The 24,936-nt window shown below is 62.7% G+C and carries 15 protein-coding genes; 14 read left to right on the top strand and 1 reads right to left on the bottom strand.

Annotation, left to right across the window (positions count from 1 at the left end; translation table 11 throughout):
* Positions 1-39 precede the first annotated feature (39 nt).
* The 10 genes from ACOGJB_RS17815 to ACOGJB_RS17770 all read left to right on the top strand — a co-directional run bounded on the left by ACOGJB_RS17815 (position 40) and on the right by ACOGJB_RS17770 (position 15,581).
* A complete protein-coding gene (locus ACOGJB_RS17815; protein WP_419838423.1) occupies positions 40-2,436 on the top strand; it encodes an HAD-IB family hydrolase in 2,397 nt (798 codons plus the stop codon).
* Positions 2,433-4,022: a lactate racemase domain-containing protein gene (locus ACOGJB_RS17810; protein WP_419838422.1), complete on the top strand. Its 1,590-nt coding sequence runs from the start codon at positions 2,433-2,435 to the stop codon at positions 4,020-4,022. Before ACOGJB_RS17815 ends, ACOGJB_RS17810 begins: the two co-directional genes overlap by 4 nt.
* Positions 4,012-4,992 (top strand): lysophospholipid acyltransferase family protein, encoded by a 981-nt coding sequence (locus ACOGJB_RS17805; RefSeq protein ID WP_419838421.1) that lies wholly within the window; start codon positions 4,012-4,014, stop codon positions 4,990-4,992. The genes ACOGJB_RS17810 and ACOGJB_RS17805 overlap by 11 nt, the downstream gene beginning before the upstream one ends.
* A gap of 148 nt (positions 4,993-5,140) precedes the next feature.
* Positions 5,141-7,075 (top strand): ABC transporter ATP-binding protein, encoded by a 1,935-nt coding sequence (locus ACOGJB_RS17800; protein ID WP_419840764.1) that lies wholly within the window; start codon positions 5,141-5,143, stop codon positions 7,073-7,075.
* Complete coding sequence (locus ACOGJB_RS17795) at positions 7,065-7,952, top strand: M15 family metallopeptidase (RefSeq protein ID WP_419838420.1); 888 nt, start codon at positions 7,065-7,067, stop codon at positions 7,950-7,952. The genes ACOGJB_RS17800 and ACOGJB_RS17795 overlap by 11 nt, the downstream gene beginning before the upstream one ends.
* A gap of 117 nt (positions 7,953-8,069) precedes the next feature.
* Positions 8,070-9,155 carry a class I SAM-dependent methyltransferase gene (locus ACOGJB_RS17790; protein WP_419838419.1) on the top strand — a complete coding sequence of 362 codons (1,086 nt, stop codon included), beginning with the start codon at positions 8,070-8,072 and terminating at the stop codon, positions 9,153-9,155.
* Positions 9,156-9,350: 195 nt separating this feature from the next.
* Positions 9,351-11,630: an aconitate hydratase gene (locus ACOGJB_RS17785; protein WP_419838418.1), complete on the top strand. Its 2,280-nt coding sequence runs from the start codon at positions 9,351-9,353 to the stop codon at positions 11,628-11,630.
* A 320-nt stretch (positions 11,631-11,950) separates the two neighbouring features.
* Complete coding sequence (locus tag ACOGJB_RS17780) at positions 11,951-12,868, top strand: LysR family transcriptional regulator (RefSeq protein WP_419838417.1); 918 nt, start codon at positions 11,951-11,953, stop codon at positions 12,866-12,868.
* Positions 12,869-12,889: 21 nt separating this feature from the next.
* Entirely contained in the window at positions 12,890-14,227 is a 1,338-nt protein-coding gene (locus ACOGJB_RS17775) for an acyl-CoA carboxylase subunit beta (RefSeq protein ID WP_419838416.1), read from the top strand.
* Positions 14,228-14,309: 82 nt separating this feature from the next.
* A complete protein-coding gene (locus ACOGJB_RS17770; RefSeq protein ID WP_419838415.1) occupies positions 14,310-15,581 on the top strand; it encodes a citrate synthase in 1,272 nt (423 codons plus the stop codon).
* Between the two features lie 64 nt (positions 15,582-15,645).
* Here ACOGJB_RS17770 and ACOGJB_RS17765 read toward each other — a convergent pair whose 3' ends face one another.
* Positions 15,646-16,866 carry a DNA cytosine methyltransferase gene (locus ACOGJB_RS17765; protein WP_419840763.1) on the bottom strand — a complete coding sequence of 407 codons (1,221 nt, stop codon included), beginning with the start codon at positions 16,864-16,866 and terminating at the stop codon, positions 15,646-15,648.
* A gap of 849 nt (positions 16,867-17,715) precedes the next feature.
* Here ACOGJB_RS17765 and ACOGJB_RS17760 point away from each other — a divergent pair.
* Genes ACOGJB_RS17760 through ACOGJB_RS17745 form a run of 4 tightly spaced genes read left to right on the top strand, consistent with a single transcriptional unit; the run spans position 17,716 to position 24,932 of the window.
* Complete coding sequence (locus ACOGJB_RS17760) at positions 17,716-19,140, top strand: ATP-binding protein (RefSeq protein ID WP_419838414.1); 1,425 nt, start codon at positions 17,716-17,718, stop codon at positions 19,138-19,140.
* Positions 19,141-19,149: 9 nt separating this feature from the next.
* The gene (locus tag ACOGJB_RS17755) at positions 19,150-21,870 is read left to right on the top strand and encodes a Z1 domain-containing protein (RefSeq protein WP_419838413.1); all 2,721 of its coding nucleotides are present in this window, start codon (positions 19,150-19,152) and stop codon (positions 21,868-21,870) included.
* Positions 21,860-22,870 carry a PD-(D/E)XK motif protein gene (locus ACOGJB_RS17750; RefSeq protein ID WP_419838412.1) on the top strand — a complete coding sequence of 337 codons (1,011 nt, stop codon included), beginning with the start codon at positions 21,860-21,862 and terminating at the stop codon, positions 22,868-22,870. Before ACOGJB_RS17755 ends, ACOGJB_RS17750 begins: the two co-directional genes overlap by 11 nt.
* Positions 22,860-24,932 (top strand): AIPR family protein, encoded by a 2,073-nt coding sequence (locus ACOGJB_RS17745; RefSeq protein ID WP_419838411.1) that lies wholly within the window; start codon positions 22,860-22,862, stop codon positions 24,930-24,932. Before ACOGJB_RS17750 ends, ACOGJB_RS17745 begins: the two co-directional genes overlap by 11 nt.
* The last annotated feature ends 4 nt before the right edge of the window (positions 24,933-24,936 follow it).

Raw genomic sequence — 24,936 nt, 5'->3', positions numbered from 1 at the left:
TGCGCGTATCTGGGCCCCGATGGGGCTAAACAACACGTCGTGATCGCCGACGCGTTGGCTGCGAAGCGCATTGCCATCACCGGTGCAACCGGTTTTCTGGGCACGGCGCTCGTCGAGCGGCTGCTGCGCTCGGTGCCCGACTGCGACCTGGTGCTGCTGGTGCGTCCGGGTCGCCGCAGGGATGTGAACCGGCGCGTCGAACGCGAGATCCTGCGCAACGATGCGTTCGAACGGCTTCGCACCGCCTGGGGCGCCGACTTCGACGACATCTGCAGTCGCCGCATCACCGTCGTGTCCGGCGACGTGAGCGTCGACGGGATGGGCCTGTCGCCCGAAGACCTCGAGCTGTTCTGCAGCTGCGATGTCATCATCCACTCGGCTGCCACCGTCAGCTTCGACAGCCCGCTCGATGCATCGATCGAGATCAACCTCCTGGGCCCCAACCGACTGCTCGAGGCCTGCCGGCGCCAAGGCACCGCACCGCACGTCATCGCCGTGTCGACGTGCTATGTCGCTGGGAACCGGCGTGGCTCAGCGTCGGAAGTCTTCTTGGCAGACACACCGTTCTCGATGGACGTGGACTGGCGGGCGGAGGTGTCAGCAGCGCGGCGCACTCGGGCCGATCTCGACGCCACCAGTCGCACACCGGCTCGCCTTCGCCGCTTTCATCGCGATGCCCGCGACGAACTCGGCCCCGCCGGCTTGCCGCTGCTCGCCGCCAAGACCGAGCAGCTGCGCCGGGAATGGGTGGACGCCGAGATGGTCACCGCCGGCCGCAGCCGCGCAACCTCGCTGGGATGGCCGGACGTCTACACCTACTCAAAAGCGCTCGGCGAGCAGGCACTGGTGGAGTTGCAGGGCGACGTGCCCATCTCCATCGTGCGGCCGTCCATCATCGAATCTGCCTTCTCCGAGCCCTCGCCAGGCTGGATCCGCGGCTTCCGCATGGCCGAACCGCTGTTCGTGTCGTTCGCGAAGGGCGAGCTCGACACTTTCCCGGGCTACCCCGAAGGCATCATCGACGTCATCCCCGTCGACATGGTGGCCGCGGCGATCATCGCCGTCGCAGCACGGGGGCCCGCACCCGAGCCCGAGATCTTCCAGGTGGCCTCTGGCGCGGTGAACCCGCTGCGCTTCAAGGTGCTGACCGAGACCACCATGCAGTGGTTCGCCGATCACCCGGTCTATGACTCCAAGGGTCATCCCACCGCCAGCACCCAGTGGCGCTACGCGGGCGCGAGCGGGCTCGAGGAACAGCTCGACCGGGCCATGTCGCTGTTCAACGCGGCCGAGAAGGTGGTGCATCGCCTCCCGATGCGCGGCCGCAACGACTTCACCATCCGGCTTGCGCAGCAGCGAGCGGGGCTCGAGCAGATCCGTGACTACGTGCTGCTGTACGGCGCCTACGGCAAGTGCGAAGCGCTGTACGAAATCGACCGCACCACTGAGTTGTGGGAATCGCTGCCTCAAGCCGACCGCGACAGGTTCGGCTTCGACCCCCGCGTCATCGACTGGCCTACCTACATCGCCGACGTGCACCTGCCGACCGTCATCGCCCAGGCACGGGTCAAGACCACACCTCAGCCCCGCATCGGGCCGAGCCGCAACGAGCGCCTGCGGACCGCGGTACTCGACCCAAACCGCCATTTCGCCGCATTCGACCTCGAGAACACCCTGATCGCCAGCAACGTGGTGGAGACGTACGCGTGGCTCGCTACCCGCAGGCTCGATACGCCCCAGCGCGTGCGATTCGCCCTGCGCACCCTGGCAGAGACACCTGGGCTGTGGCGGCGAGATCGCCGCGACCGCACCGATTTCCTGCGCCACTTCTACCGGCGCTACAAGGGGGCGTCGGTAGGTCAGCTCGATGCCGACGCAGCCGAGATGCTCAGCCATCTGTTCTTGACCAAGGCATTTCCCGCCGGTCTGCGGCGCGTACGAGAACATCGGGCCGCGGGCCATCGCACGGTGCTGATCACCGGCGCGTTGGAGCTGGCGGTCCAGCCACTGGCGCCGCTGTTCGACCACATCATCGCGGCGCGCATCGACAGCCGCGACGGGCGCTATACCGGCGAGATGATCGATGTCCCGCCCACGGGCGAGGTGCGCGCCCAGATGATGGTCGACTGGGCGGCCGCCCAAGGGCTTGACCTGGCCCAAGGGGTGGCGTACGCCGATGCAGCATCGGACATGCCGATGCTGGAGGCCGTGGGCTATCCCGTGGCTGTCAATCCCGAGACCCGGCTGGTCACCATCGCCGACAAGCGGGGCTGGCTGTGCGAGAACTGGGAACGCTCGCCGGGCGGTCCACGTCCGCTGCTGCCGATTGCACCGCGGTTTCGGGTGCGCGCCAACACTGACCGCCTCGACCAGACGCACCGGTCACGCCGCTCGCGTGCCGAAGTCGGTGTCGGGAACGATAGGTATTCGCGATGACTGCCCGCAAGGGTCTCGTCCTCGACGTGGACCGCACGACCCCGCCCATCCTGTTCCACCACGGCGAGGGACTGCGCTTGGAGAAGCTGCCGGTCGGCAGCCGGGTCGTGTATCCCAACGAGCCGCTGGACCCCGTGCGCGATCCCGAACGCGCCATCGCCGAGGCCCTGGCGAACCCGCTGGGCGATCGCGAGCCCCTGGCCGCCTACATGCAGCCCGGCATGAAGCTGACCATCGCGTTCGACGACATCTCGCTGCCGCTGCCCCCGATGGTCGCCCCTGACATCCGCGGCCGGATCATCGAGCAGGTGCTCGACATAGCAGCGTCTGCGGGCGTCGACGACGTCGAGCTCATTGCCGCGCTCGCGCTCCACCGCCGCATGACCGAAGCCGAGCTGCGCCACGCCGTCGGCGACCGGGTGTACGACGCGTTCGCCCCCCACGGCCAGCTCTACAACTTCGACGCCGAAGACCCCGACGCACTCACCCACTTGGGAACCACCGAAGCCGGCGAGGAGGTGGTGATCTCCACGCGGGCCGTCGAATCCGACCTGCTGGTGTACGTGAACATCAACTTGGTGTCGATGGACGGCGGCCACAAGAGCGTCGCCACTGGGCTGTCGCCCTACACCGCACTGCGCCACCACCACAACGTGCACACGATGCGGCACTCGACGTCGTTCATGGACCCTGAGCACTCCGAGCTGCACACCCGCAACTGGCGCCAAGGACGCCTGCTGGCAGAAGCGGGAGTGAAGGTGTTCCAGATCGAGACGACGCTCAACAACGACACGTTTCCCTCCCAGTACGGCTTCCTCCAGCGACGCGAGTGGGAGATGTCCGCACGAGACCGCATGATGCTGATGGGCACCAAGACAGCGCTGGACCTGATGTCCCGCCGGCAGGCCCGACGCATCTTCCACGGCATCCGGGCGCCGTATGGGCTGACGTCGGTGCAGGCCGGCGAGGTCGAGGCTGTGCATCGCCGCACGCTCGAGAACGTCTACCGCCAGCACCTGGTGCGGGTGGAGGGCCAGACCGACGTGCTGACGATGGGGCTGCCGTACCTGTGCCCCTACAACGTCAACTCGATCATGAACCCGATCTTGGTGGCGTGCTTGGGGCTCGGGTATTTCTTCAACCTGTACCGGGGCCGCCCGCTCGTCCGGCAGGGCGGCGTGGTGATCATGACGCACCCCACGCCGTGGGAATTCCACCCTGTGCACCATCCCAGCTACATCGATTTCTTCGAAGAAGTGCTGGCCGACACCACCGACCCCGAGGTCATCGAGCATCGCTACGAGAAGCGCTACGCCGAAGACGAGTGGTACCGGCACCTGTACCGGACCTCCTACGCCTACCACGGCGTACACCCGTTCTACATGTGGTACTGGTGCGCGCATGCGCTCGAGCACCTCGGCGGGGTGATCATCGTCGGCGGCGACAAGGCCGCTGTGGGACGCCTGGGCTTCCGCTCGGCGTCGACGCTGAACGATGCGCTTGAGATGGCCACCGACGTAGTCGGGCGAGACCCGTCGATCACCCACATTCACAATCCGCCGATGCTGATGGCCGATGTCGTCTGAGAAGTCGGGCATCACGCACCTCGGGGCCAAGCGCTCGGGGCGCAAGAAGGCCTCGGTGACGCGCATCATGCGCGGAACCGAATTCCCGCTGCGGGCCGCCCCGACGCCCCGTGGGCAGACGCCCCTGCCGGTGAACGTGGGGGCCAACTACGACACCGACTGGGCTCGGCGTTTTCCTGCGCGGGTCGCCCGGCGTGTCGCGCGTGACACGGTGGTTCAAACGATGGTGCGGTACTACGCCCAGCCGACCGTCAAGGGCGTCGACCGGCTCAGCGAGCTGGAGGGGCCAGCCGTGTTCGCCGCCAACCACCAGAGCCACGCGGACACCGCAGTCATCGCCACCTCGATGCCCGAGCCGTGGCGCAATCGGCTCATCGTGGGCGCCGCCTCCGACTATTTCTTCGGGAACCGCGTCACGTCGGCGATCTCTGCACTCTTCGTCGGCGCCATCCCCATCGAGCGAACCGCACTCAACCGACGCACGATCGACAAGGCCGTCGCCTTGCTGCGCAGCGGCTGGAGCCTGGTGATCTATCCCGAGGGAGGCCGCTCGCGCGACGGCTGGGGGCAGCAGTTCCGTCCCGGCGCGGCGTTCTTGGCCAAGCAGGCCGGTGTGCCCGTGGTGCCCGTGCACATCCGGGGCACGTTCGACATCCTGCGCAAGGGCCGCGCGTGGCCGAGGCGTTCCCGCTCGGTGATCAATTTCGGCCGCCCGCTGAGCTTCGACGAGGGCGAGAACAACCGACGCTTCACCGCACGGCTGCAGGCCGCAGTGGAGGGACTCGCCGACGAGACCGCCACCGGGAACTGGTTCGCGGCCCGCCGACGCCTGCACAGTGCCGACAGCCCCGGCCTCGAGGGCCCCACGGCATCGGCGTGGCGCCGCCGCTGGGCGCTCACCGAGCCACGGCCAACAGAGGGATCAAGCGACACCTCGGGCGCTTCAAAGCGTCGCTGGCCCTACGTGTGAGGTGCTGAGCCGGTAGGCGGCACCGCTGCCCCGAGCGTCCGCTCGACCCTGCCTACGCCGGGGCAGGCCGCACGGGCACCGGCGACTGCGCACCGCGGTCGCTGCTGCTGTTCGCCGAGCGGCTCGTATCGTGCGCTGCGTGGTGACCATGGCTTCCGCGCACGGCGCGATGGGGCACGATCCGGCCGGCATCAAGGGTCGTCACATCGGGCGCAGCACGGTTCGCCGCGCGGCATCGTTGGCACGCCCGTACCGGGGGATGCTCACGGGATTCCTCGTGGTGCAATTGCTGGGCGCGCTTGCATTCCTGGTGCCGCCGATCCTGTTCGGGCGAATCATCGACGACGCCATCCCGGCGGGAGACCGGTGGCAGCTCAACGTGCTGGCCGGGATCATCGTGGCAGCCGCGTTCTGCGAGGCCGGCCTGTCGTTCATCGAGCGCTGGTGGTCGGCGCGCATCGGCGAGGGTCTCATCTTCGACCTGCGCGTGAGCCTGTACGACCACGTCCAGCGGATGCCCATCGCGTTCTTCACTCATGTGCAGACGGGCTCGCTGATCAGCCGCATGAACAACGACGTCATCGGTGCACAGCGCGCCTTCACGGGCACGCTCAGCTCGGTCGTGTCCAACACGATCATCCTGACCACGACGCTCATCGCGATGCTGGCCCTGGAGTGGCGGCTCACGCTGCTGGCACTGGCGCTGCTGCCGGTGTTCATCGCTCCGACCAAACGCGTCGGCCGCAAGCTCCAGGCGCTGACCCGCCAGAGCATGGAGCACAACGCCGAGATGAACACGGTGATGACCGAGCGCCTCAACGTGGCCGGTGCGCTGCTGGTCAAGCTGTTCGGACGCCATGACGTCGAACGGACTGGTTTCAGCCGCACTGCACGCACGGTGCGCGACATCGGGGTGCGCAGCGCGCTCTACGGGCGGGCGTTCTTCATCGGCCTCAGCCTGGTGGGCGCCGTGGGAGCAGCACTGCTCTACTGGGTGGGCGCGCATCTGGTGATCTCGGGATCGCTCACCATCGGCACGCTCGTCGCGCTGGGCCTGATGGTGGTTCGCATCTACACGCCGCTGACCAGCCTGACGAACGCCCGGGTCGACGTGATGACTGCGCTCGTTTCGTTCGAGCGGGTCTTTGCCGTGCTGGACCTGCCGAATCCGATTGCCGATCGTCCCGACGCCGTCGAACTCGACACTCTCGTCGGGAAGATCGAGCTGCGCAACGTGACGTTCGCCTACCCGCCGGCCGACAGCAATGTGCTTGCCGAGCTAGGCGGCGCGCCAGCGACGCCCCAGCAGCACGGCAGCGCGCCCGCGACGACCGCAGGGGCCAAGGGCGCGCTAGGGGCGCCGCCGAGCGAGGCGCTGACAGGACCGGCCCTCGAGGCGGTGTCGGCCGTCATCGAGCCGGGCCAGACCGTTGCGCTCGTCGGGCCGTCGGGCGCAGGCAAGACGACGCTCGCTGCGCTCGTTGCACGGCTGTACGACGTCGACAGCGGCGCAGTGCTCATCGACGGGCACGACGTGCGCCACGTCACCTCGGAGTCGCTGCGATCCCACATCGGCGTCGTCTCCCAGGATCCGCACCTGTTCCACGACAGCATCGCCAAGAACCTGCGCTACGCCCGACCTGAGGCCACCGATCAAGAACTCGACGAGGCGTGCCGGGCCGCCCACATCGACGAGCTCATCGCCAGCCTGCCCGACGGCTGGGACACCGTCGTGGGCGAGCGCGGCTACCGGCTCTCCGGCGGCGAGAAGCAGCGGCTGGCCATCGCCCGAGTGCTGCTGAAACGCCCTGCCATCGTGGTGCTCGACGAGGCCACCAGTCACCTCGACAGCGAGAACGAGTCGCTGGTGCAAAACGCACTTGCGACTGCGCTGGCCGGGCGGACCGCGGTGGTGATTGCTCACCGCCTGTCCACCATCACCGACGCCGATCAGATCTTGGTGCTCGACCGGGGACGCCTCGTCGAACAGGGCCGCCACGCCGCTCTGCTCGCTGCTGAGGGTCTCTATGGCGACCTCTATCGCACACTCGTGCGTACCGATGGGCCCGCCGGTGTTGCCTGAGACTGGTTCGCGTCGATGGCGGCGCTGCCGCTGGGCTGTCACTGCAGCAACCTTCGGCCTGACGGCCCTCTTGGGACCGAATGCGCTCGGCGCCACGGTCGCCGAGCCGCAGACCTGGATCGATGAGCCGATCATCGGGCCATGGACGCCCGCGACAACCCGGGACGAGCCCACATCGCGCTGGCGAGAGCCCGCTCCCCCAGACATCGACTCGCTGTACTTCCCGCATTTCACGGGGCCGGAGTTCAACCGGCTGTTCAGCACCGCAGCGCTGCCGAACCTGTCGTCGATCTCGAATGCGCCGACGATCATCGATGCAGCCGGGTTAGACGATCGGATTCGCGCCGAGGCGGTCAAACGCGGTTACCGGCGCCGACCGCTGCCGGCCGACAACGCGCAACTGCGTCTCATCGGCGAGGGCCTCGCCTTGCAGCGCCCCGCCGCCTCGGCGTGGCTGGCCCTGCGAGCAGACGCCGCTGAGCATGGCTTCGCCCTGGTGCTGAGGTCCGCGTACCGGGGGCACCAGCACCAGCGACGAGTGTTCTTGCGTCCGCTCCAGGCGCCCTATGTGTTCGGTGACCTCGCAGAACGCCTGAAGCTGTCGGCGCCGCCGGGCTACTCCAAGCACCACACGGGATACGCAATCGACATCGGTCAGGCTGGGTATAGCAACTTCGGGCAGACGCCCGCCTATGAGTGGCTGTCGGCCGACAACTTCGCCAACGCAAAGCGGCACGGCTGGATCCCGAGCTACCCGCCCGACGGCGGCCAGCAGGGACCGGTGCCCGAGCCGTGGGAGTTCACCTACGTCGGCGTCGAGGCCATCTTGTGCTTCCACCAGCCGCCCGCAGCCGACGACCCGCTCTGCAACGACTGACTGTGACGCCGTTCTGACCGCTGTGCTGCGTTGAGCGACGCCGTGTCCACAGAAATCGTGTCTCAAGAAGCCGTGTCCCAAGAAATCGCTGCGCCGTGCGCGGGTAGCGTCTTGGGAATGGCTGAGACTGCAACCGAGCGGCGCGAGATCGATCCCGAACTCCTCAAGAAGTACGCCTTCCAAGTGTGGACGTACAAGAAGGGCGAGATGGTGTCGGCGATGCTGCACATCGGCGACCAGCTCGGACTGTTCGCCGCCCTCTCGCAGACCCAGCCCGCCACCAGCCATGACCTCGCCGAGGCCACCGGTCTTGCGGAGCGACTCGTGCGAGAGTGGCTGTACGGCGTAGCCGCTGCTCGCCTCGTCGATCATGACGATGGCGCCTTCTCGTTGTCACCCGAAGCCGAGGCACTGCTTGTCGATGAGGAGGGTTCCCTGCACTTCGCCATGGGCGCTTTTCGCGGCGGGCTCGGCGACGATGTATTGGAGCTGATCCTCGACTCGTTCCGCACCGGCATCGGCATGACCTACGAGCAGCAGGGTCCTCGGGCAGCCGCCGGGCTGGCGCGCACCACCGGGCCGTTCAGCCGTCAGAACCTCACCTCGGTCATCCTGGGCGGTCTCGACGGCGTCACAGCCAAGCTGGAACGTGGCGCCAAAGTGCTTGACGTGGGCTGCGGGGCGGGCGTGTCAGCCTGTTTGATCGCGCAGAAGTGGCCCAAGTCCGAGGTCGTCGGCTTCGATCCGTCGTCCATCGCCATTCGACAGGCAGAAGAACGAGCCGCCGACGAGGGCTTGGAGAACACCACCTTCGTCGAGGCCGGCGCCGCCGACGTGCCCGCCACGGGCGACTTCGATCTGGCGCTCACGTTCGACTGCCTCCACGACATGCCCCGCCCCGATGCCGCGCTGAACGCCATCCGCGCTGCGCTGGCACCCGACGGCACGCTGCTCATCAAGGACATCCGATCCAAGGGCGACTTCAACTTGGACCAGCGCAACCCGATGCTGGCCATGTTCTATGGCTTCTCCATCACGAGCTGCCTCCAGTCGGCGCTGAGCGAACCCGACGGCATGGGGCTGGGCACCTTGGGCCTCTATCCCGACAAGGCCCGGGAGATGACCGCAGCCGCAGGATTCACGCGCTTCACCGAGCACGACTTCAGCGACGCCGCGAACCTGTACTACGAAGTCCGCCCCTGACGTTCGCCTGACGTCAACTGGCGGAACGAACCGCCGACTGGCACTACCGCCGCGGGGTTCACGAATTCGCGGCACCGACGCTGGGAGTCGCCGCAGGGCGAGCCTCTAGATTGAGAAGCTGGCCGGCGGACACTGCACCGCTCTCGCAGCTGCATGCCTCTGCCGGCAGTTTCACCAGCGAACGGGGAGTTGTCCATGGCTGTTCACGCGAGTACGCCGATCGAGCTGATCGAAGGGGTGTACGCCGGGCTGGGCGACGCCGTGGCATTCGGGCGTGAACGGCTGGGTCGAGCGCTCACGCTGTCGGAGAAAATCCTGATCGCGCACCTGTCGGGTCGCGACCAGGAACTCGAGCGCGGCGTCTCCTACGTCGACCTGGCGCCGGACCGCGTCGCCATGCAGGACGCCACGGCCCAGATGGCGTGGCTGCAGTTCATGACCGCGGGGCTCGACGAGGTGGCAGTGCCCACCACGACGCACTGCGATCATCTCATCCAGGCTCGTGTCGACGGCAAGCGGGATCTGCTCGCCGCATCGGAGAACAACGAGGAGGTCTACGACTTTCTCGAGAGCGTGTGCGCCCGCTACGGCGCCGGGTTCTGGAAGCCGGGCAGCGGCATCATTCATCAGGTTGTGCTGGAGCAGTACGCATTTCCCGGCGGGATGATGATCGGCACCGACAGCCATACGCCCAATGCCGGCGGCCTGGGCATGGTGGCGGTGGGCGTGGGCGGCGCAGATGCCGTCGACGTCATGACGGGTTTCCCTTGGAACGTGCGGTGGCCAAAGGTCATCGGCGTTCACCTCACCGGTGAGCTCTCCGGCTGGAGCGCGCCCAAGGACGTGATCTTGAAGGTGGCGGAAGTCCTCACCGTCTCGGGCGGCACCGGCGCGATCGTGGAGTACTTCGGCCCGGGCGCCGAATCGCTGAGCGCCACCGGCAAGGGAACCATCTGCAACATGGGCGCCGAGATCGGCGCCACCACGTCGCTGTTCGGCTACGACGCCGCGATGGCCCGCTACCTCTCGGCCACCGGTCGGGAGGCGGTGGCGGCTGCGGCCGACGCCGTTGCCGAGCACCTGCGGGCTGACGACGAGGCGATGGCCGATCCGGCCTCTAACTACGACCAGGTCATCGAGATCGACCTGTCGCAGCTGCGGCCTCACATCAATGGTCCCCACACGCCCGACCTCGCCCGCGAGGTGTCGGCGCTGGGTGCGGAGGCGAAGGCCGAGGGCTGGCCGCTTGAGATCAGCGCAGCGCTCATCGGCAGCTGCACGAACTCCAGCTACGAGGACATCACCCGCGCCGCCTCCATCGCCCGCGATGCCGCCGCCAAGGGACTGCGGACGCGGACGCAGCTGCTGGTGACCCCCGGTTCGGAACAGGTGCGTGCCACCATCGAGCGAGACGGGCTGCTCGCCGACTTCGAAGCGCTGGGAGCGGTGGTGCTCGCGAACGCCTGCGGACCCTGCATCGGCCAGTGGGACCGCTCAGGTGACGAGAACTACGTCCCCGGTCAGGCGAACGTGATCGTCACCTCCTACAACCGCAACTTCCCCAAGCGAAACGACGGCGACGCGGCGACGCTGGCGTTCGTCACCTCACCTGAGACGGTCATGGCACTGGCGCTGGCGGGCACGCTCGACTTCGACCCGGTCGACGGCGTGCTGCATACCGATTCCGGGGAGCCGGTCACGCTGCCGACCCCGGTGGGCGTCGAGCTGCCGCCGGCCGGTTTCGACCCCGGCGAGAGCGGATTCGTGGCGCCGCCGGCGGATCGGGGCAACATCGAGGTGCGGGTCTCGCCGACCTCGGACCGCCTGCAGGTGCTCGAGCCGTTCGAGCCATGGGACGGCAACGACTACGAAGACCTCCCTGTGCTGGTCAAGGCGAAGGGCAAGTTCACCACCGATCACATCTCGATGGCCGGTCCGTGGCTCCGCTACCGCGGTCACCTCGAGAACATCTCAGGCAACCTGTACCTAGGAGCGGTGAACGCCTTCGACGGCTATGACGTCGGTCACGGCAAGAACCACTTGACGGGTGAGACGCAGCCGTACCCGGAAATCGCGAAGGCGTACCACGAAGCCGGCGTCAACTGGGTCGTGATCGGCGACGAGAACATGGGCGAGGGCTCGAGCCGCGAGCACGCCGCCATGGAGCCCCGCTTCCGGGGCGGTCTCGTCGCACTGTGCCGCAGTTTCGCCCGCATCCACGAGACCAACCTGAAGAAGCAGGGCATGCTGCCGCTCACGTTCGCCGACCCGGCCGACTACGACCGCATCGGGATCGACGACCGGATCTCGGTGCGAGGCCTCGCGGATCTCGCGCCCGGACGGCCACTCACCGTGGAGGTGCGCTCTGCGTCGGGTGAGACGTACTCGTTCGAGGCCAACCACACCTTCAGTGCCGACCAGGTGGAATGGTTCAAGGCCGGCTCCGCACTCAACATCATCAAGGCGTCGCTCTGAGACTGAGCCGAAGTGCGCGCCCGTTGCGACGGCGGCCCTAACGCGAGGAAGCCGACCCGGGGGGAGGGTCGGCTCCTTCGCTGAGGTCGCTGTGCGTGGGGGACGCTTTCGACCTGTTGCCGGTCGGAGCGGGGGCTTCCGATCCGGCACTCGCCCGCCTGGGTGGGGGGACACCGTGCGGCGGTGCGATATGTGAAGCGGTATGGGGTAACCGCTCAGAAAGCAAGCTACCGTCAGCTTCCCTATCGGGCCAGCAGTTAGCGCAGATAGTTTCGATCTCTTTGAGAGATGACAAGTCACGAGGCGCTAGTGTGACCGCAATGGACCTCAAGTACTTGGACGCCCTGGCTGCGGTTGCCGCACATGGCCGCTTCTCCGCAGCGGCGCGAGCGCTGCACACGGTGCAGTCGAACGTGTCCAGCCACATCGCGAAGCTCGAGGAGGAGTTGGGCGCCGTGCTCGTGGATCGAGCCGTCGGGTCGTTGACTCCTGAGGGCGAGGTGGTGCTGGCGCGCACCAAGCGCATCAACGGCGAGATCGCTTCCATGCGAGCAGACGTTGCATCAATGACCTCGCATGTCACCGGCGATGTCCATCTCGGCATTATCGGAACCCCCGGGCGATGGCTGCTCCCGCCGTTCTTGGACGAGTTGCGCCGGCGCCACCGTGACGTCAACGCCACCGTCCTCGACTCCACCACGCTTGCGCTCACCCGACTGCTCGAAGGCGGCGAACTCGACCTGGCCGTCGTGAATGCCCCGGTCGATCATGAGGAGTTGGTCACCACTGCCCTGTTCACCGAGGAATTCGTGGTCATCGCCCCTGCCGGTCACGCGCTGGCCGTGCTGGGCGACCGCGAAGTGCATTTCTCCGAACTCGAGCAGCACGAGCTGCTGCTGGGCCCACCCGAATCAGCGATGCGCACGCTCATCGACTCAGCGGCGGCTCGGCACGGGATCACGCTGCGGACGCTGGCTCAACTCGACGGCATCCGGCTCACTGCGACGCTCGCCTTCCAGGGCTACGGCCCCGCCATCGTGCCGATCACCTCGATCCCGGTGTGGACCGATCGGGGCGACTGGAGCGTGCTCACCGTCGCGGACCTGCCGCCCCGGCAGGTCGCGCTGGCCATCCGCCGCCGCGGCATGCTCTCGGCCCCCGCAGCAGCGGCCCGCGACGTGCTGCGCATAGTGATGCGAAGCGTCTCGCGCCGCATCCCCGGCATCACCGCCGCATGAGCACGGCATAGCCTCCCCGCAGTGGACCTGCAGCTGCGCGCCGGGGCAAGCGGCCATGTCACGGCCGGCATCACCACCCTCGGCGGGCGGACGGCCATGCTCATTTCCGCCGACAGTCCCCATCGGCGGGGTGCCCTGTCGCCGGCCGACAGCGAGACCATCGTCGCGGGCCTGCAGACAGCCCTCGCGAAGCGTCTGGCCGTGGTTCTCATGCTGTCCTCCAGTGGGGCCGATGCGCACTACGGCGTCGCGGCGCTGCATGGCTGGGGGGAAGCCGCGCGGGTGCTCGTGCGGTGCTCTGGAGTGGTTCCGGTCCTGGCCGGCGTGACGGGACAGGCCATCTCAGGCATCGCGCTGCTGATCGGGCTGTCCGACATCGTGGTGATGTCCGACGACGCCTACGCCTTCGTCAGCGGACCGGTCCCGGTGCGCGAGATGACCGGTGTGGCCATCGGACCCGATGAGCTGGGCGGTGCTCCGATTCATGCCAGCGCCTCAGGAACGGCGTCGGCCGTCACCTCCGCCGACGGCGTGGCAGAGGTGCTGACCGAGATTCTGAGCTACCTGCCATCGCACTGCGATGAGCTGCCGCCCTTCTTCGAGACCAGCGATCCGCGTAACCGCCCGACTCCTGGTGCGGGCGAAACACTGCCGTCCGTGCCGACGGGCGCCTACGACGTGCGAGACATCATCACCGAGCTGGTCGACGAGGGTTGCCTCACCGAACTGCGGGCGCAGTGGGCGCCGAATCTCGTCACGGGGTTCGCCTCGCTGGGCGGGTACTGCGTGGGCGTGGTCGCGAATCAGCCGATGTGCATCGCAGGCACGCTCGACATCGCCGCCAGCCAGAAGGGCGCCCGCTTCGTCAATTTCTGCGATGCCTTCGGCCTGCCGCTCATCACGTTGGTGGACACTCCCGGCTTCTATCCCGGCAAAGACCTCGAATGGCGCGGGATGATCCGCCATGGCGCGCAGCTCGCGTTCGCCTATGCACGCGCCACCGTGCCTCGGGTCGCCGTCGTGCTGCGCAAGTCCTACGGCGGCGCCTACATCGTCATGGACTCCAAGACCATGGGCAACGACGTGTACCTGGCGTGGCCCAGCGCCGAGCTGGCCGTCATGGGTGCATCGCAAGCAGCCCAGATCCTGCGCCGGAGCGCCGATGAGAGCGAGCTCGCCCGCTACGTCTCCGATTACGAGGACACGTACTTGAATCCCTACGTAGCGGCCGAGCGAGGCTACGTCGACAGCGTCATCGATCCCGCCGACACGCGCCGCGAGCTCATCGACACGCTCGACATGCTGGCGACCAAGCGCGAACGGCTGCGACAGCGACGCCACGACAACACTCCCCTGTAGCCGACCGATCCGCGAATCACGGGGTGGATTCGCGCGGCAGCGTTCAATTGGGTACATTCGTCGGCGCGAACGAGGGGGACTGATGGCGCAGGACAGCTTCACGATCACCGACAACCGCACCGGGGAATCGGTGACCGTTCCCGTGGTCGACGGCACGATCTCCGCGGCCGCACTGCGCGAGCTGGACCGAGGCATGTGGTTCTACGACCCTGCCTACCTCTCCACCGCGAACTGCGAGTCGAAGATCACCGAGATCGACGGCGACGCGGGAATCCTGCGATACCGCGGCTACCCCATCGAGCAACTCGCCGAGCAGTCCAGCTTCCTGGAAGTCGCCTACCTGCTGATCCACGGCGAGCTGCCCACCGAAGCCGAAGCCGCCGAGTGGATCCACCAGATCACGTTCCACACCTACGTGCACGAGGACATCACGCGCTTCATCAAAGGCTTCCGCTACGACGCCCACCCGATGGGCACGCTGGTTTCCACGATCGCTGCGCTGTCGACCTTCTACCCCGAGGCGAAGGACATCGACGATCCGTACACGCGGCTGGTGCAGATCATCCGGCTGATGGCCAAGATGCCGACGATGGCGGCATTCACCTACCGCAACCGGATGGGGCTGCCGTACGAGTATCCGGTCAACCACCTCAGCTACACCGCGAACTTCCTGCGGATGATGTGGAGCGTGGCCGATCCCGACTACGAGCCCGACCCCACGCTGACCCGGGCGCTGGACGTGCTCCTCATCCTGCACGCCGACCACGAACAGAACTGCTCTACCACCACGATGCGCACGGTCGGGTCCAGCCGGGCCGATCCGTACTCGGCGGTGGCGGCGGCGACCTGCGGGCTGTACGGGCCGCTGCACGGCGGTGCGAACGAGCAGGTCATCAGGATGCTGCACGAGATCGGCAGCTTCGACAACGTTCCCGCGTACGTCGAGCGCGCCAAGTCGGGTGACGTGCTGCTGCAGGGCTTCGGGCACCGGGTCTACAAGAACTACGACCCTCGGGCGAAGATCATCAAGGAGACCGCCGATGCGGTGTTCAAGGTGACCGGCCTGAACCCGCTGCTCGACATCGCCATGAAGCTCGAAGAGGTCGCACTCAGCGACTCGTACTTCAAGGACCGCCGACTGTACCCCAACGTGGATTTCTATTCGGGGCTCATCTACGAGGCGATGGGCTTCCCGCTGGACATGTTCACGGTGCTGTTCGCCATCGGGCGGACACCGGGGTGGCTGGCGCACTGGGTCGAGATGCTCGACGATCCCGAGCAGAAGATCTACCGACCCCGCCAGAAGTTCACCGGCCCAGGCGAACGCGACTACGTGCCCATCGAGAACCGCTAGGTATCAAGCGCCGGCAGTATCCAGCTGCGACGCTGCCAACCCCTAGCAGCCGCATCATCAGAATTCACGGCTGTGCCAATCCCAAGGCATCCGCTACGACGGACGCAATCTGGCGAGCGAGAAGTGGCGGAACAGCGTTGCCAACTTGTACATATTGTTTCGTCCGAGGGCCTTCGAAGAAGTAGTTGTCTGGGAACGTTTGCAGCCTTGCTGCCTCGCGGACAGTGAGACTTCTACATTGCCTTGGATCAGGATGGATGTAGTAGTGGCCATCTTTCGAGATGTGCGATGTAATTGTCTTAGATGGACGGTCAGCCAATTGCACCCTGAATCGATCTGAGAATAGACCCCCCCGAAGCGCGGACCGAACATTGAAGTGATCTGGAAGTAGATTGCTAGGAAAGTCGGCGAGAGTGGGCGAGCGTCCCTCGACGAGACCAAACACCGAGACAAACAAGTACCGAGTGAGGTCGTCCGGCATGTGCCCTCGGGATTCATGATTCAGCACACCTCCGATGTTCGTGTCCGCATACCACGATGGCTCGTATTGCGAAGACACGTCTTCTGCCGGCACGAATCGGCCTCCACGACTGCTCGACGGGACTTGAAGTTGGTCCCGTATGCGCGTAATCTCCTCCCTCATCGGGCTCGACAGCGTTCCCGCCTCATTCAAGAGGTTGTTCGCTGATGTCCGCACAGCGTTCTCCCAGAGATCATCTGAGTCCTTCGTCCGACTCAGTCCGGAGCGCAACGCTGGCAGTTCCCGAAGAACGTCGATCAACGCTGTGTGCTCAGATGGCGCAGGAAGCGGGCTCAAGACACTTTCCCCTCGCGCTACGCAATCGCTCCGGATTCCAACGATGATTACACGGTGCCGAGCTTGGGGCAATCCGAGCTGCTCTGTCCGCACAACGAACCTCTCTGCTGGTGGTTCGTCCTCCTCGCCGTCCATCGGTGAATCGGATGTAACGAGTGGAAAGAGCTGATACTCGACATTTCGGTGTCTCGGCTGGTAGTCGTTGAGGGCCTTCCCAGGAAAGCAGAGGTCCTTTCGGATTTGGCCGAAGACTCGTGCCCCATCGCGGGTAGACGAGAGCATCCCCTTGACATTCTCGAACACAAAGGCCGCCGGGGAGTGGTCAGCCAAGATTTTGAGGTATTCCCGATACAGAAAGTGTCGCTGGTCAGCTTCGAATTCTGCACCTTGAACAGGTTTCATCCGTGAACGGCCGACTAGGGAATAGGCCTGACACGGCGGCCCGCCTACCAAGACAGCATCACCCATGTTGTTGTCTTTTCCGAGCGCCTCGTCGACGCGCGACCGAATCTGCAGGTGATCTTCGGCACCAAGTTCAGCTAACCAAGCCTCCCGCTCCGCCTGCTCCCATTCGTCGGGATATGCTCCGGTGAGTTCAGAGAGTGGAATGTCTCCGCGTGCGTAGCAATAGTACTTAGTCGGTAGGTCGTTCACCCCGAACTGTCGAACGAACGAGCGTAGCAGCAGAGTCCTGTGCGCCGATCCTTCCATTTCAATAGAAATGACGACCCGAAAAGGGTTCCCGGCTAGTGCACTGAAACCTTCGCTAAGCCCTCCAGGCCCTGCGAAGACATCAACGATCGGCACTTGGCAAGAAGGCAGACTCCGCCGTGGGTGGTCATCAGACTTCAAATCGACTCGCTATCGCCACACAGGGCCATGTTCTAGTTGTCTCGATGAGTCCACAAGGAAGAGACCGGTCCGCACGAAACAGTTCCCGATATGGCACGATTCGGGCGAATCACTACTGTGCGGCAGGCCACCAGCCCCGCCCGGGTGCATCCGAAGCAGCGTCAACAATCGAGTCACTCTCGGCACCCTCCCGATTGGATTGCCGGCCTCGCGACAGTATAGGTAGGCACGGCCCGCGCTTATGTAGATCACACTCGACAGCAGGCTAATCTAGCGCTGCCGAGACGGCTCGAACCAGGAGCTATGCGTTCGCCGCGTCACACACCATCCTCTTTCAGCCGAAGCCAACCGACAAACTCAGCATCTAGAATCTCGAATCGTGCAACGAACCGCTCATCAAGAAAAGGAAGCAACGACTTGCGCACGGTAAACGTTCCTCCGAAGCCGTCAGCCCTTATCGAGAGCATGAGGGATATCGGGTACTCCCTCGGGACAGCACTCGCGGACCTTGTTGACAATTGTCTCACGGCTGGAGCACACACGATCCGCATCGTCGCTGACACCTCGAGTGCCGCTCCGAGAATCGGCATCCTCGACGATGGCGTGGGGATGGACGAGGCAACGCTTGTCGACGCGATGCGGCTAGGGACCCGAAGCCCGTTGGAAGAACGCGATCGCTCTGATCTCGGGCGCTTCGGCCTAGGGCTCAAGACCGCATCCTTCTCCCAGTGCAGGCAACTCACCGTTGTCACCAAGCAGGATGGGGCGGCGCACAGTGCGAGATGGGACTTGGACTACGTGGCCAAGACCAATGAGTGGCTAGTCCAAGTCCCAGAGACCACAGCCGGCATCCCGTGGGCGGAAGAACTCGGCGACACAGGGACGCTTGTGCTCTGGGAAACGTTGACAGCAGGAGTGCTGGAGGGCGCGGACGAGTCCGACCTGATCCGCGAGCTGGATGATGCTAGGTCCCATCTCGAACTGGTGTTCCACAGATTCCTCGCCGGCGAGCCTGGACTGCATAAGGTCAAGATCCTCATGAATGAACGGCCGTTGGAGCCTTTCGATCCCTTTCATTCTAAGCATCCAGCTACGATCGTCGGATCCGAAGAACGGATCCGTTTCGAAGGCGAGGCTGTGATCGTCAAGGCATTCACGCTCCCCCACCACAGCAAAGTCAGCTCTGTCGATTGGGATCTGTACGCGGGTAGAGAGGGTTACCTGAAGAACCAAGGGTTCTACGTCTACCGTGAGGGACGGCTCATCTTGCATGGCACATGGTTCGGGTTGACCCGACAAACAGAACTCGCAAAACTGGCTCGCGTCCGAGTTGACATGCCCAATTCTCTAGATACTGCCTGGAAAATTGATATCAAGAAGGCGTCAGCCCAATTGCCTAACCCGATTAGGAAACGACTAGCCAGAATCATCGAGCCACTCGGCGCCAGTTCCAAACGTGTTTACAGAACACGAGGGCGGAGACTCGCCGAAGCGACTCCGATCCCGCTGTGGAACCGGCTTCAGAACAAAGGCGACGTTCTCTACCGGCTCAACGTTACCCACCCCATGGTAGACAATCTTGCGTCTCAGCTTGAGCCGGAACACCATAACGATCTCATGAAGCTACTCGAAGTAGTAGGCTCCGCGCTGCCACTGGATACAATTTTCTCGGATCTCGGCGAAACGCCAGACCAACATCGAAACACAAGTACATCTGATGACGCACTCCACTACGCAGCTACCACCACTCTCGACTATTTGACAGAAAACGGGTACTCCGTAGCGGATGCTATGACCGTGATGCAGGACACTGAGCCCTTTAAGTCAAGTTGGAAGCGTACTCGGCAAATGCTAAAAGCCGGTACTTTGCAGACAGAGCCCGTCACATAGAAAAGAATCATGACCCCACAACTAGAAGTGCTCGAACGTATGATCGCCGCCGCGCTGGCCGAACATGAAAATCCAACTGGCGACTTCATCCGACAAACGATTAGCTATTTGCGCGAGTCTCCCATCGGTGCGGATGTCAACGACGCTGAGGCGGAACTGTTGGCTCGTCATCTCGAAGAGCGAATCAACATTACACAACATGTAGGATCGGTTCTGACTGAAGTCACCTACCGACCTTGGTTGGATGCCGCGCGGGCAGATATAGAGCCATACTACTGGGATCGCTATAAGCGCCTTCTCACACAGCAGGGATTCTCGCCCGGCGTGATGAGCACTCTAGATTCTGTGACTGACCGAGTTCTCGACCTCTTGCAGAACCCTGCTACGCCAGGATCTTGGGACCGTCGTGGCTTGGTCATCGGCCACGTGCAGTCCGGCAAGACAGCAAATTACACCGGACTGATTTGCAAGGCCGCGGATGCAAGTTACAAACTCATCGTTGTCATCGCTGGCATACACAACAATCTTCGTAATCAAACGCAAATGCGCATCGACGACGGCTTTGTTGGTAGAGATAGCGCGAGGCTGTTAACAAAGAAGGTGAGTCGGTTTGTCGGCGTCGGCCGTTTTGACAACACACGTAGACCTGTAACTCTTACAAACTCACTTCGTGACTTCAACAAGCAATCGGCCACGAGCTTAGGAATTGCTCTGCAGGACCTGAATGAACCTGCGGTATTCGTCATCAAGAAGAACGTGAGCACCCTTAGAAATCTCATTGAATGGCTGAGGGAGCATAACGCTCTTGCGGGTACTCAGCGAATCGAAGAGCCGATGTTGCTTATCGATGACGAAGCCGACAACGCATCGATCAACATTCGACGCGACCCGGATGAGGTATCCCGTATCAACGGGCAAATTCGGGATCTGCTTCAGATTTTCGAGCGAAGTTGCTACGTCGGCTATACCGCAACTCCATTTGCGAACATTTTCATTGATCCCGATACGGATGATGAAATGCTCGGGCAAGATCTATTTCCGCGTAGTTTTATTGTTAGCTTGGACGCTCCGTCTAACTACTTCGGCCCTGAAACCGTCTTCTTGGAACGGCCGACGGAATATGTTCGGCCGATCGACGACAACGAGGACCATCTTCCGCTGATTCACGATATAGCCACACCGGTTACGAGTTTGCCGCCATCACTTATCGAGGCACTTCGTGTATTCATAGTTGGTAAAGCAATTCGGCTAGCTCGAGGCCAGCCACGTGAACACTGCTCAATGTTGGTCAATGCTTCTAGATTCGTCAATGTGCAACGACAATTGCGTAACGAGTTGCACACCCAGCTGGATGCCATTCGCGCATCCCTAAGGGTGAACGGCGCCCAAGAGCCTGAGACGGCTATGTTGGATAGTGAAATTGGCAAACTCCACCAAGTGTGGAAAAGAGAATTCAGGCAAGTCGAAACCCCGTGGCCATTGGCGCTATCCCAGCTATACGAAGCTGCAGCGCCCATCCGGGTGGTGGAGGTCAACGGCCAATCTCCCGGAACCCTCAACTACCAAGATCACGTCGAAGATGGTTTGAATGTAGTGGCTGTCGGGGGATATTCACTCTCTCGCGGCCTGACGCTTGAAGGCTTGATGGTCAGCTATTTCATGCGGAACTCGATGATGTACGACACACTTATGCAGATGGGACGATGGTTCGGATACCGGCCCGGGTACCAAGATCTTTGCCGCATCTGGATGCCTGAAGAGGCACAAGGCTGGTATGAGCACATAACCGAATCTACTGAGGAGCTTCGCGACGAGCTCCGGAGGATGGAGGCGATAGGTGCCACACCGGAAGAGTTTGGACTGAAGATTCGGAGCCATCCGGATACTCTTATCGTAACAGCGCGTAACAAGATGGGCACCGGATCACGTGTTGTAGTAAGTACCGGTCTAGCTAACAAGCTGATAGAAACCTCTACATTGCGGCGCGAGGAGAGCAGTCTGTATTGGAATCGCGGTGTTGCAATCCGATTCGCGGAAAAGATCGCGGCAGCAGGTCGCCAGTGGTCACTTCCAGATGGCGATGGCTTTGGATGGTTAACGACGAAGGTACCGGCAGTTACAGTGATCGAGTTTATTGCGGAGTTCAGAAACCATCCTGGCGCCCAGCTGACGGACAGCGGGCCGATTAGGAGATATATCGAAGCACGCCAAGACGATGAACTCGCACACTGGGATGTTTTGTTATCAAGTGTTGGCAAAGGCAGCGATGCAGTCGCTGACGAATCGCTGGGGGTTCCAATTCTGTGCCAGCGGCGAACTGAGGGAAAACGAAGTGACTCCAAAACACTTCTAGTAAGCAATCGGCAGCGGGTTTCTTCACGTGGTATCGAAAAGACTGGGTTAAGTCCTGCGCAAAAGAAATCTGTCGAAACTGAATACCGTGCCCATCTCGTGAGAGAGGGCAGGCCCAGCAATGGGAGGACGCCCAACTATCCAGATTGGGCTTATCGAGCCAAGAGAACTCAGCCTCTCCTTGTTGTACATTTGCTTGAGGTGCTGGACAGTCAAGGACTGGCCGCTTTTGACAATCCCGTGGTTGCTTGGAGCATTAGTTTTCCTCCGACGCGTCGTGAAGAGAAGCGCGTCGAATTCGTTGTCAATACGACATGGTTGCGTGAGCGCTACGGCGACGACCTAGACGAAGAGGAGATGCTCGGGGATGATGTCTGACAGTCCTTGGCGCGACATTGAGCCGCCAACTTCGATTCACACTGCTAATGCCCGACGGATAGACGCAGATCTACCTTGGGATTTCTTCTGGGCGCGAGCGGTCGACGGCCGGGTGATGCTCACACTGCAGCATGCGGCCACGTCAGGTCGAACGGCGAGACTCCCGCAGATTCGGGACATCGAAGTGACGTTGTCTGATGCCGACGCCCACGGAACGCGTACTCTTGGGTTCAAGCTGCGAGATTCCTCGCTCAGGGATCTCTTCCACACACTCTGCCTCGACATTGTGTCGACAACTGCCAATGCGGTTTCCGAAGCCGACGCCGTCAACACTGCTCTACGGCGTACTTGGCGATGGCACCATCTTCTGCGCGGTGGCAGATCGGACTTGCTCACTTCTGAGGAGCAAAAGGGGCTCATCGGGGAGTTGCTGGTGCTTGAGCGTTACCTACTACCGTTGCTGCCGGCCTCAATTGCTGTGGAGGCATGGTGTGGCCCGCTAGATGCACCGAAGGACTTCGAGGTCGGTTTGTTAGCGATCGAGGCCAAGGCCCGTCGTGGAAGCTCGCAGCCACGCATTACCATCACCTCGGAGCATCAGCTTGATTCAGCTGGTGTGCATTACCTGTTCTTGCATGTCGTCGACCTGAGCGCCACCCCGGAAACGGCTAGCGAGAGCTTCTCAGTATCAGACGTAGCGAGTCGCATTCGCAAGCGCATCGTGGCCGACGATCCCGATGTCGCCGGCATCTTTGATGGTTTGCTCACGGCCGCGGGTCTGGTGCCCGAACACGACTATTCCAATATGTATTTCGTCGAAGGACAATCTCGGGTGTTCAACGTTGACGACGGCTTTCCGAGAATCACAGCAACTGACATTCTCCCTGGAGTGGAGCGTGTCAATTACTCAATTATGCTGGGCTTGTGCAAGGCTTTCGAAGTTGCCAACAGCGACCTGCACGATGCCATTGTGAAACTAGGAGAATCAGATGCCGATTGACTTGGATGAGTTTCACAAAGAAATGTTCCAAGACATCCATGGACGGGCAGACGCAGAGGGGATGCTGACCGAAGATACATTCTTCGAAGTATTCACCGAACCGTTGATCGATGCAGGAGAGTTGGAGACGGCCGACCGCGCCTATTACACAGCACCTAGGGGGATCCGCGTAGATGGTTACGGTGGTGATCCCCGTACGACCGACGGTGTGCTCAGTCTGATCGTCTCCGACTTCAGACAATCATCAGATCATTCGACGCTGACAGCCACTGAGATGGATGCAGCCTTCCGACGGCTGTTGAATTTCATTGATAGATGCCTGCGCGAAGACTTCCGCAATGCACTCGAGGAGTCTTCCCCGGCGTTCGGCCTCGCTGACCTCATCGGAACGCGCTGGCAATCAATCAATCGTATCCGATTGATTCTAATCAGTAACCGGGTCTTAAGTAGCCGCGTCGACGGTCGCGAGGCTGGTGGCGTTCGGGACACTCCCGTCTCATACAGCGTGTGGGACCTCGGTCGTATTCACCGCTTTGTAACCTCGGGACGGGAGCGAGAGGACATCATCGTTGACCTCGATGAGTTTGGTGGGCCAATTCTAGTCCTCCCTGCTCACATCGACGCGGATGACTACAAGGCCTACCTAGCTGTAATTCCTGGCACACAGCTAGCGAGGATCTACGAACGATGGGGAGCGCGCCTGCTAGAGCAGAACGTCCGCGTATTCCTCCAGGCACGCGGCAAGGTTAATCGCGGCATCCGTGGCACGATTGAGCATGTTCCCAACATGTTCTTCGCCTACAACAACGGCATCACAGCAACGGCAGAGAGCATAGAGACTAGTTCTGGCCCTGAAGGCCTAATGCTCACGAGGATGCGGAACTTCCAGATCGTCAACGGTGGTCAGACGACAGCTTCAATTCATGCTGCGCTTCGTAATCCAAGCGCCGACCTTGATCACGTCTTTGTTCAGATAAAATTGTCCATTGTCGACCACGAAATCGCCGAAACCGTTGTACCGAAGATTTCTGAGTACGCCAACAGCCAAAACAGAGTCAACGCTGCAGACTTCTTCTCCAACCATCCGTTCCACGTTCGGATGGAGGAATTCTCAAGGAGGTTGTACGCGCCGTCTCCCGATGGGCAATTCCGAGAGTCGAAGTGGTTCTATGAGCGGGCACGCGGCCAATACCAAGATCAACGCACTCGCGGCGCTGCCAAGGAGCGCCGGATGTTCGAGGCTCAGTACCCTCGAAAGCAATTGTTTACAAAGACCGATCTCGCCAAGTACATGAACGTATGGCGGTGTAAACCTGAGATAGTTAGCCGGGGTGCACAGAAGAATTTCGCCGATTTCGCGGCATTCGTCGGTAGCGAGTGGAAGAAAAACTCCGACGGATTCAATGAGGTGTACTACCGTGAGGCGATCGCCAAAGCGATCATCTTCAAGACCGTCGAGAGAATTGTGACGGAGCAGCCATGGTATCAAGGCGGCTACAGGGCCAACGTCGTGGCATACACAATTGCCAAGCTGGCCCACGACTTGGAACAAAGAGAGCGCTCTCTGGATTTCCAGCACATTTGGCGAACCCAAGCTGTTTCTGTGGGCCTTGACAAGGCGCTGACTATCGCGGCGGCGGCTATTCACGAGGTAATAGTTGCGCCACCCGCAACACACAGAAATGTCACCGAATGGGCGAAGCAGCAGGCGTGCTGGAATCGCGTCGAGCGGTTACGAGTGAGGTGGCCCGCGAGCCTCGAACAAGAGCTGCTAACTGACGACGAGGTCGTGTCGAACAAGCGAGCCGCAGTGAAGGACCAGCGGGAGCTGAATGGGATCGAGGCCCAAACTGCCGTAGTCACTGCAGGAGCCGGGTTCTGGAAGTCACTCAAGCAGTGGGGAATCGATGAAGGAATGTTGTCTCCTACTGATGCCGGTGTCCTCGATGTGGCATCCACCGTCCCTGCGAAGATTCCGACCGAAAGACAGAGTCTCAGATTGATGAAGATTCTGAAACGCCTGCAGGAATCTGGCTGCCAGTTGGAAACAGAGGCCGTGTAGACGG

It is taken from the genome of Candidatus Poriferisodalis sp., from assembly GCF_965208895.1.
GTDB lineage: Bacteria > Actinomycetota > Acidimicrobiia > Acidimicrobiales > Poriferisodalaceae > Poriferisodalis.
The sequence above is the reverse complement of the archived record's forward strand: the minus strand, read 5'-3'. Positions and strand labels throughout refer to the sequence as shown.

What these genes read in the sequence shown, in the direction of transcription:
- ACOGJB_RS17810 (WP_419838422.1), top strand. Translation starts at nt 2,433, where the DNA reads ATGACTGCCCGCAAGGGTCTCGTCCTCGACGTGGACCGCACGACCCCG.
- ACOGJB_RS17805 (WP_419838421.1), top strand. Translation starts at nt 4,012, where the DNA reads ATGTCGTCTGAGAAGTCGGGCATCACGCACCTCGGGGCCAAGCGCTCG.
- ACOGJB_RS17800 (WP_419840764.1), top strand. Translation starts at nt 5,141, where the DNA reads ATGGCTTCCGCGCACGGCGCGATGGGGCACGATCCGGCCGGCATCAAG.
- ACOGJB_RS17790 (WP_419838419.1), top strand. Translation starts at nt 8,070, where the DNA reads ATGGCTGAGACTGCAACCGAGCGGCGCGAGATCGATCCCGAACTCCTC.
- ACOGJB_RS17785 (WP_419838418.1), top strand. Translation starts at nt 9,351, where the DNA reads ATGGCTGTTCACGCGAGTACGCCGATCGAGCTGATCGAAGGGGTGTAC.
- ACOGJB_RS17780 (WP_419838417.1), top strand. Translation starts at nt 11,951, where the DNA reads ATGGACCTCAAGTACTTGGACGCCCTGGCTGCGGTTGCCGCACATGGC.
- ACOGJB_RS17770 (WP_419838415.1), top strand. Translation starts at nt 14,310, where the DNA reads ATGGCGCAGGACAGCTTCACGATCACCGACAACCGCACCGGGGAATCG.
- ACOGJB_RS17765 (WP_419840763.1), bottom strand. Translation starts at nt 16,866, where the DNA reads ATGGGTGATGCTGTCTTGGTAGGCGGGCCGCCGTGTCAGGCCTATTCC.
- ACOGJB_RS17760 (WP_419838414.1), top strand. Translation starts at nt 17,716, where the DNA reads ATGAGGGATATCGGGTACTCCCTCGGGACAGCACTCGCGGACCTTGTT.
- ACOGJB_RS17755 (WP_419838413.1), top strand. Translation starts at nt 19,150, where the DNA reads ATGACCCCACAACTAGAAGTGCTCGAACGTATGATCGCCGCCGCGCTG.
- ACOGJB_RS17750 (WP_419838412.1), top strand. Translation starts at nt 21,860, where the DNA reads ATGATGTCTGACAGTCCTTGGCGCGACATTGAGCCGCCAACTTCGATT.
- ACOGJB_RS17745 (WP_419838411.1), top strand. Translation starts at nt 22,860, where the DNA reads ATGCCGATTGACTTGGATGAGTTTCACAAAGAAATGTTCCAAGACATC.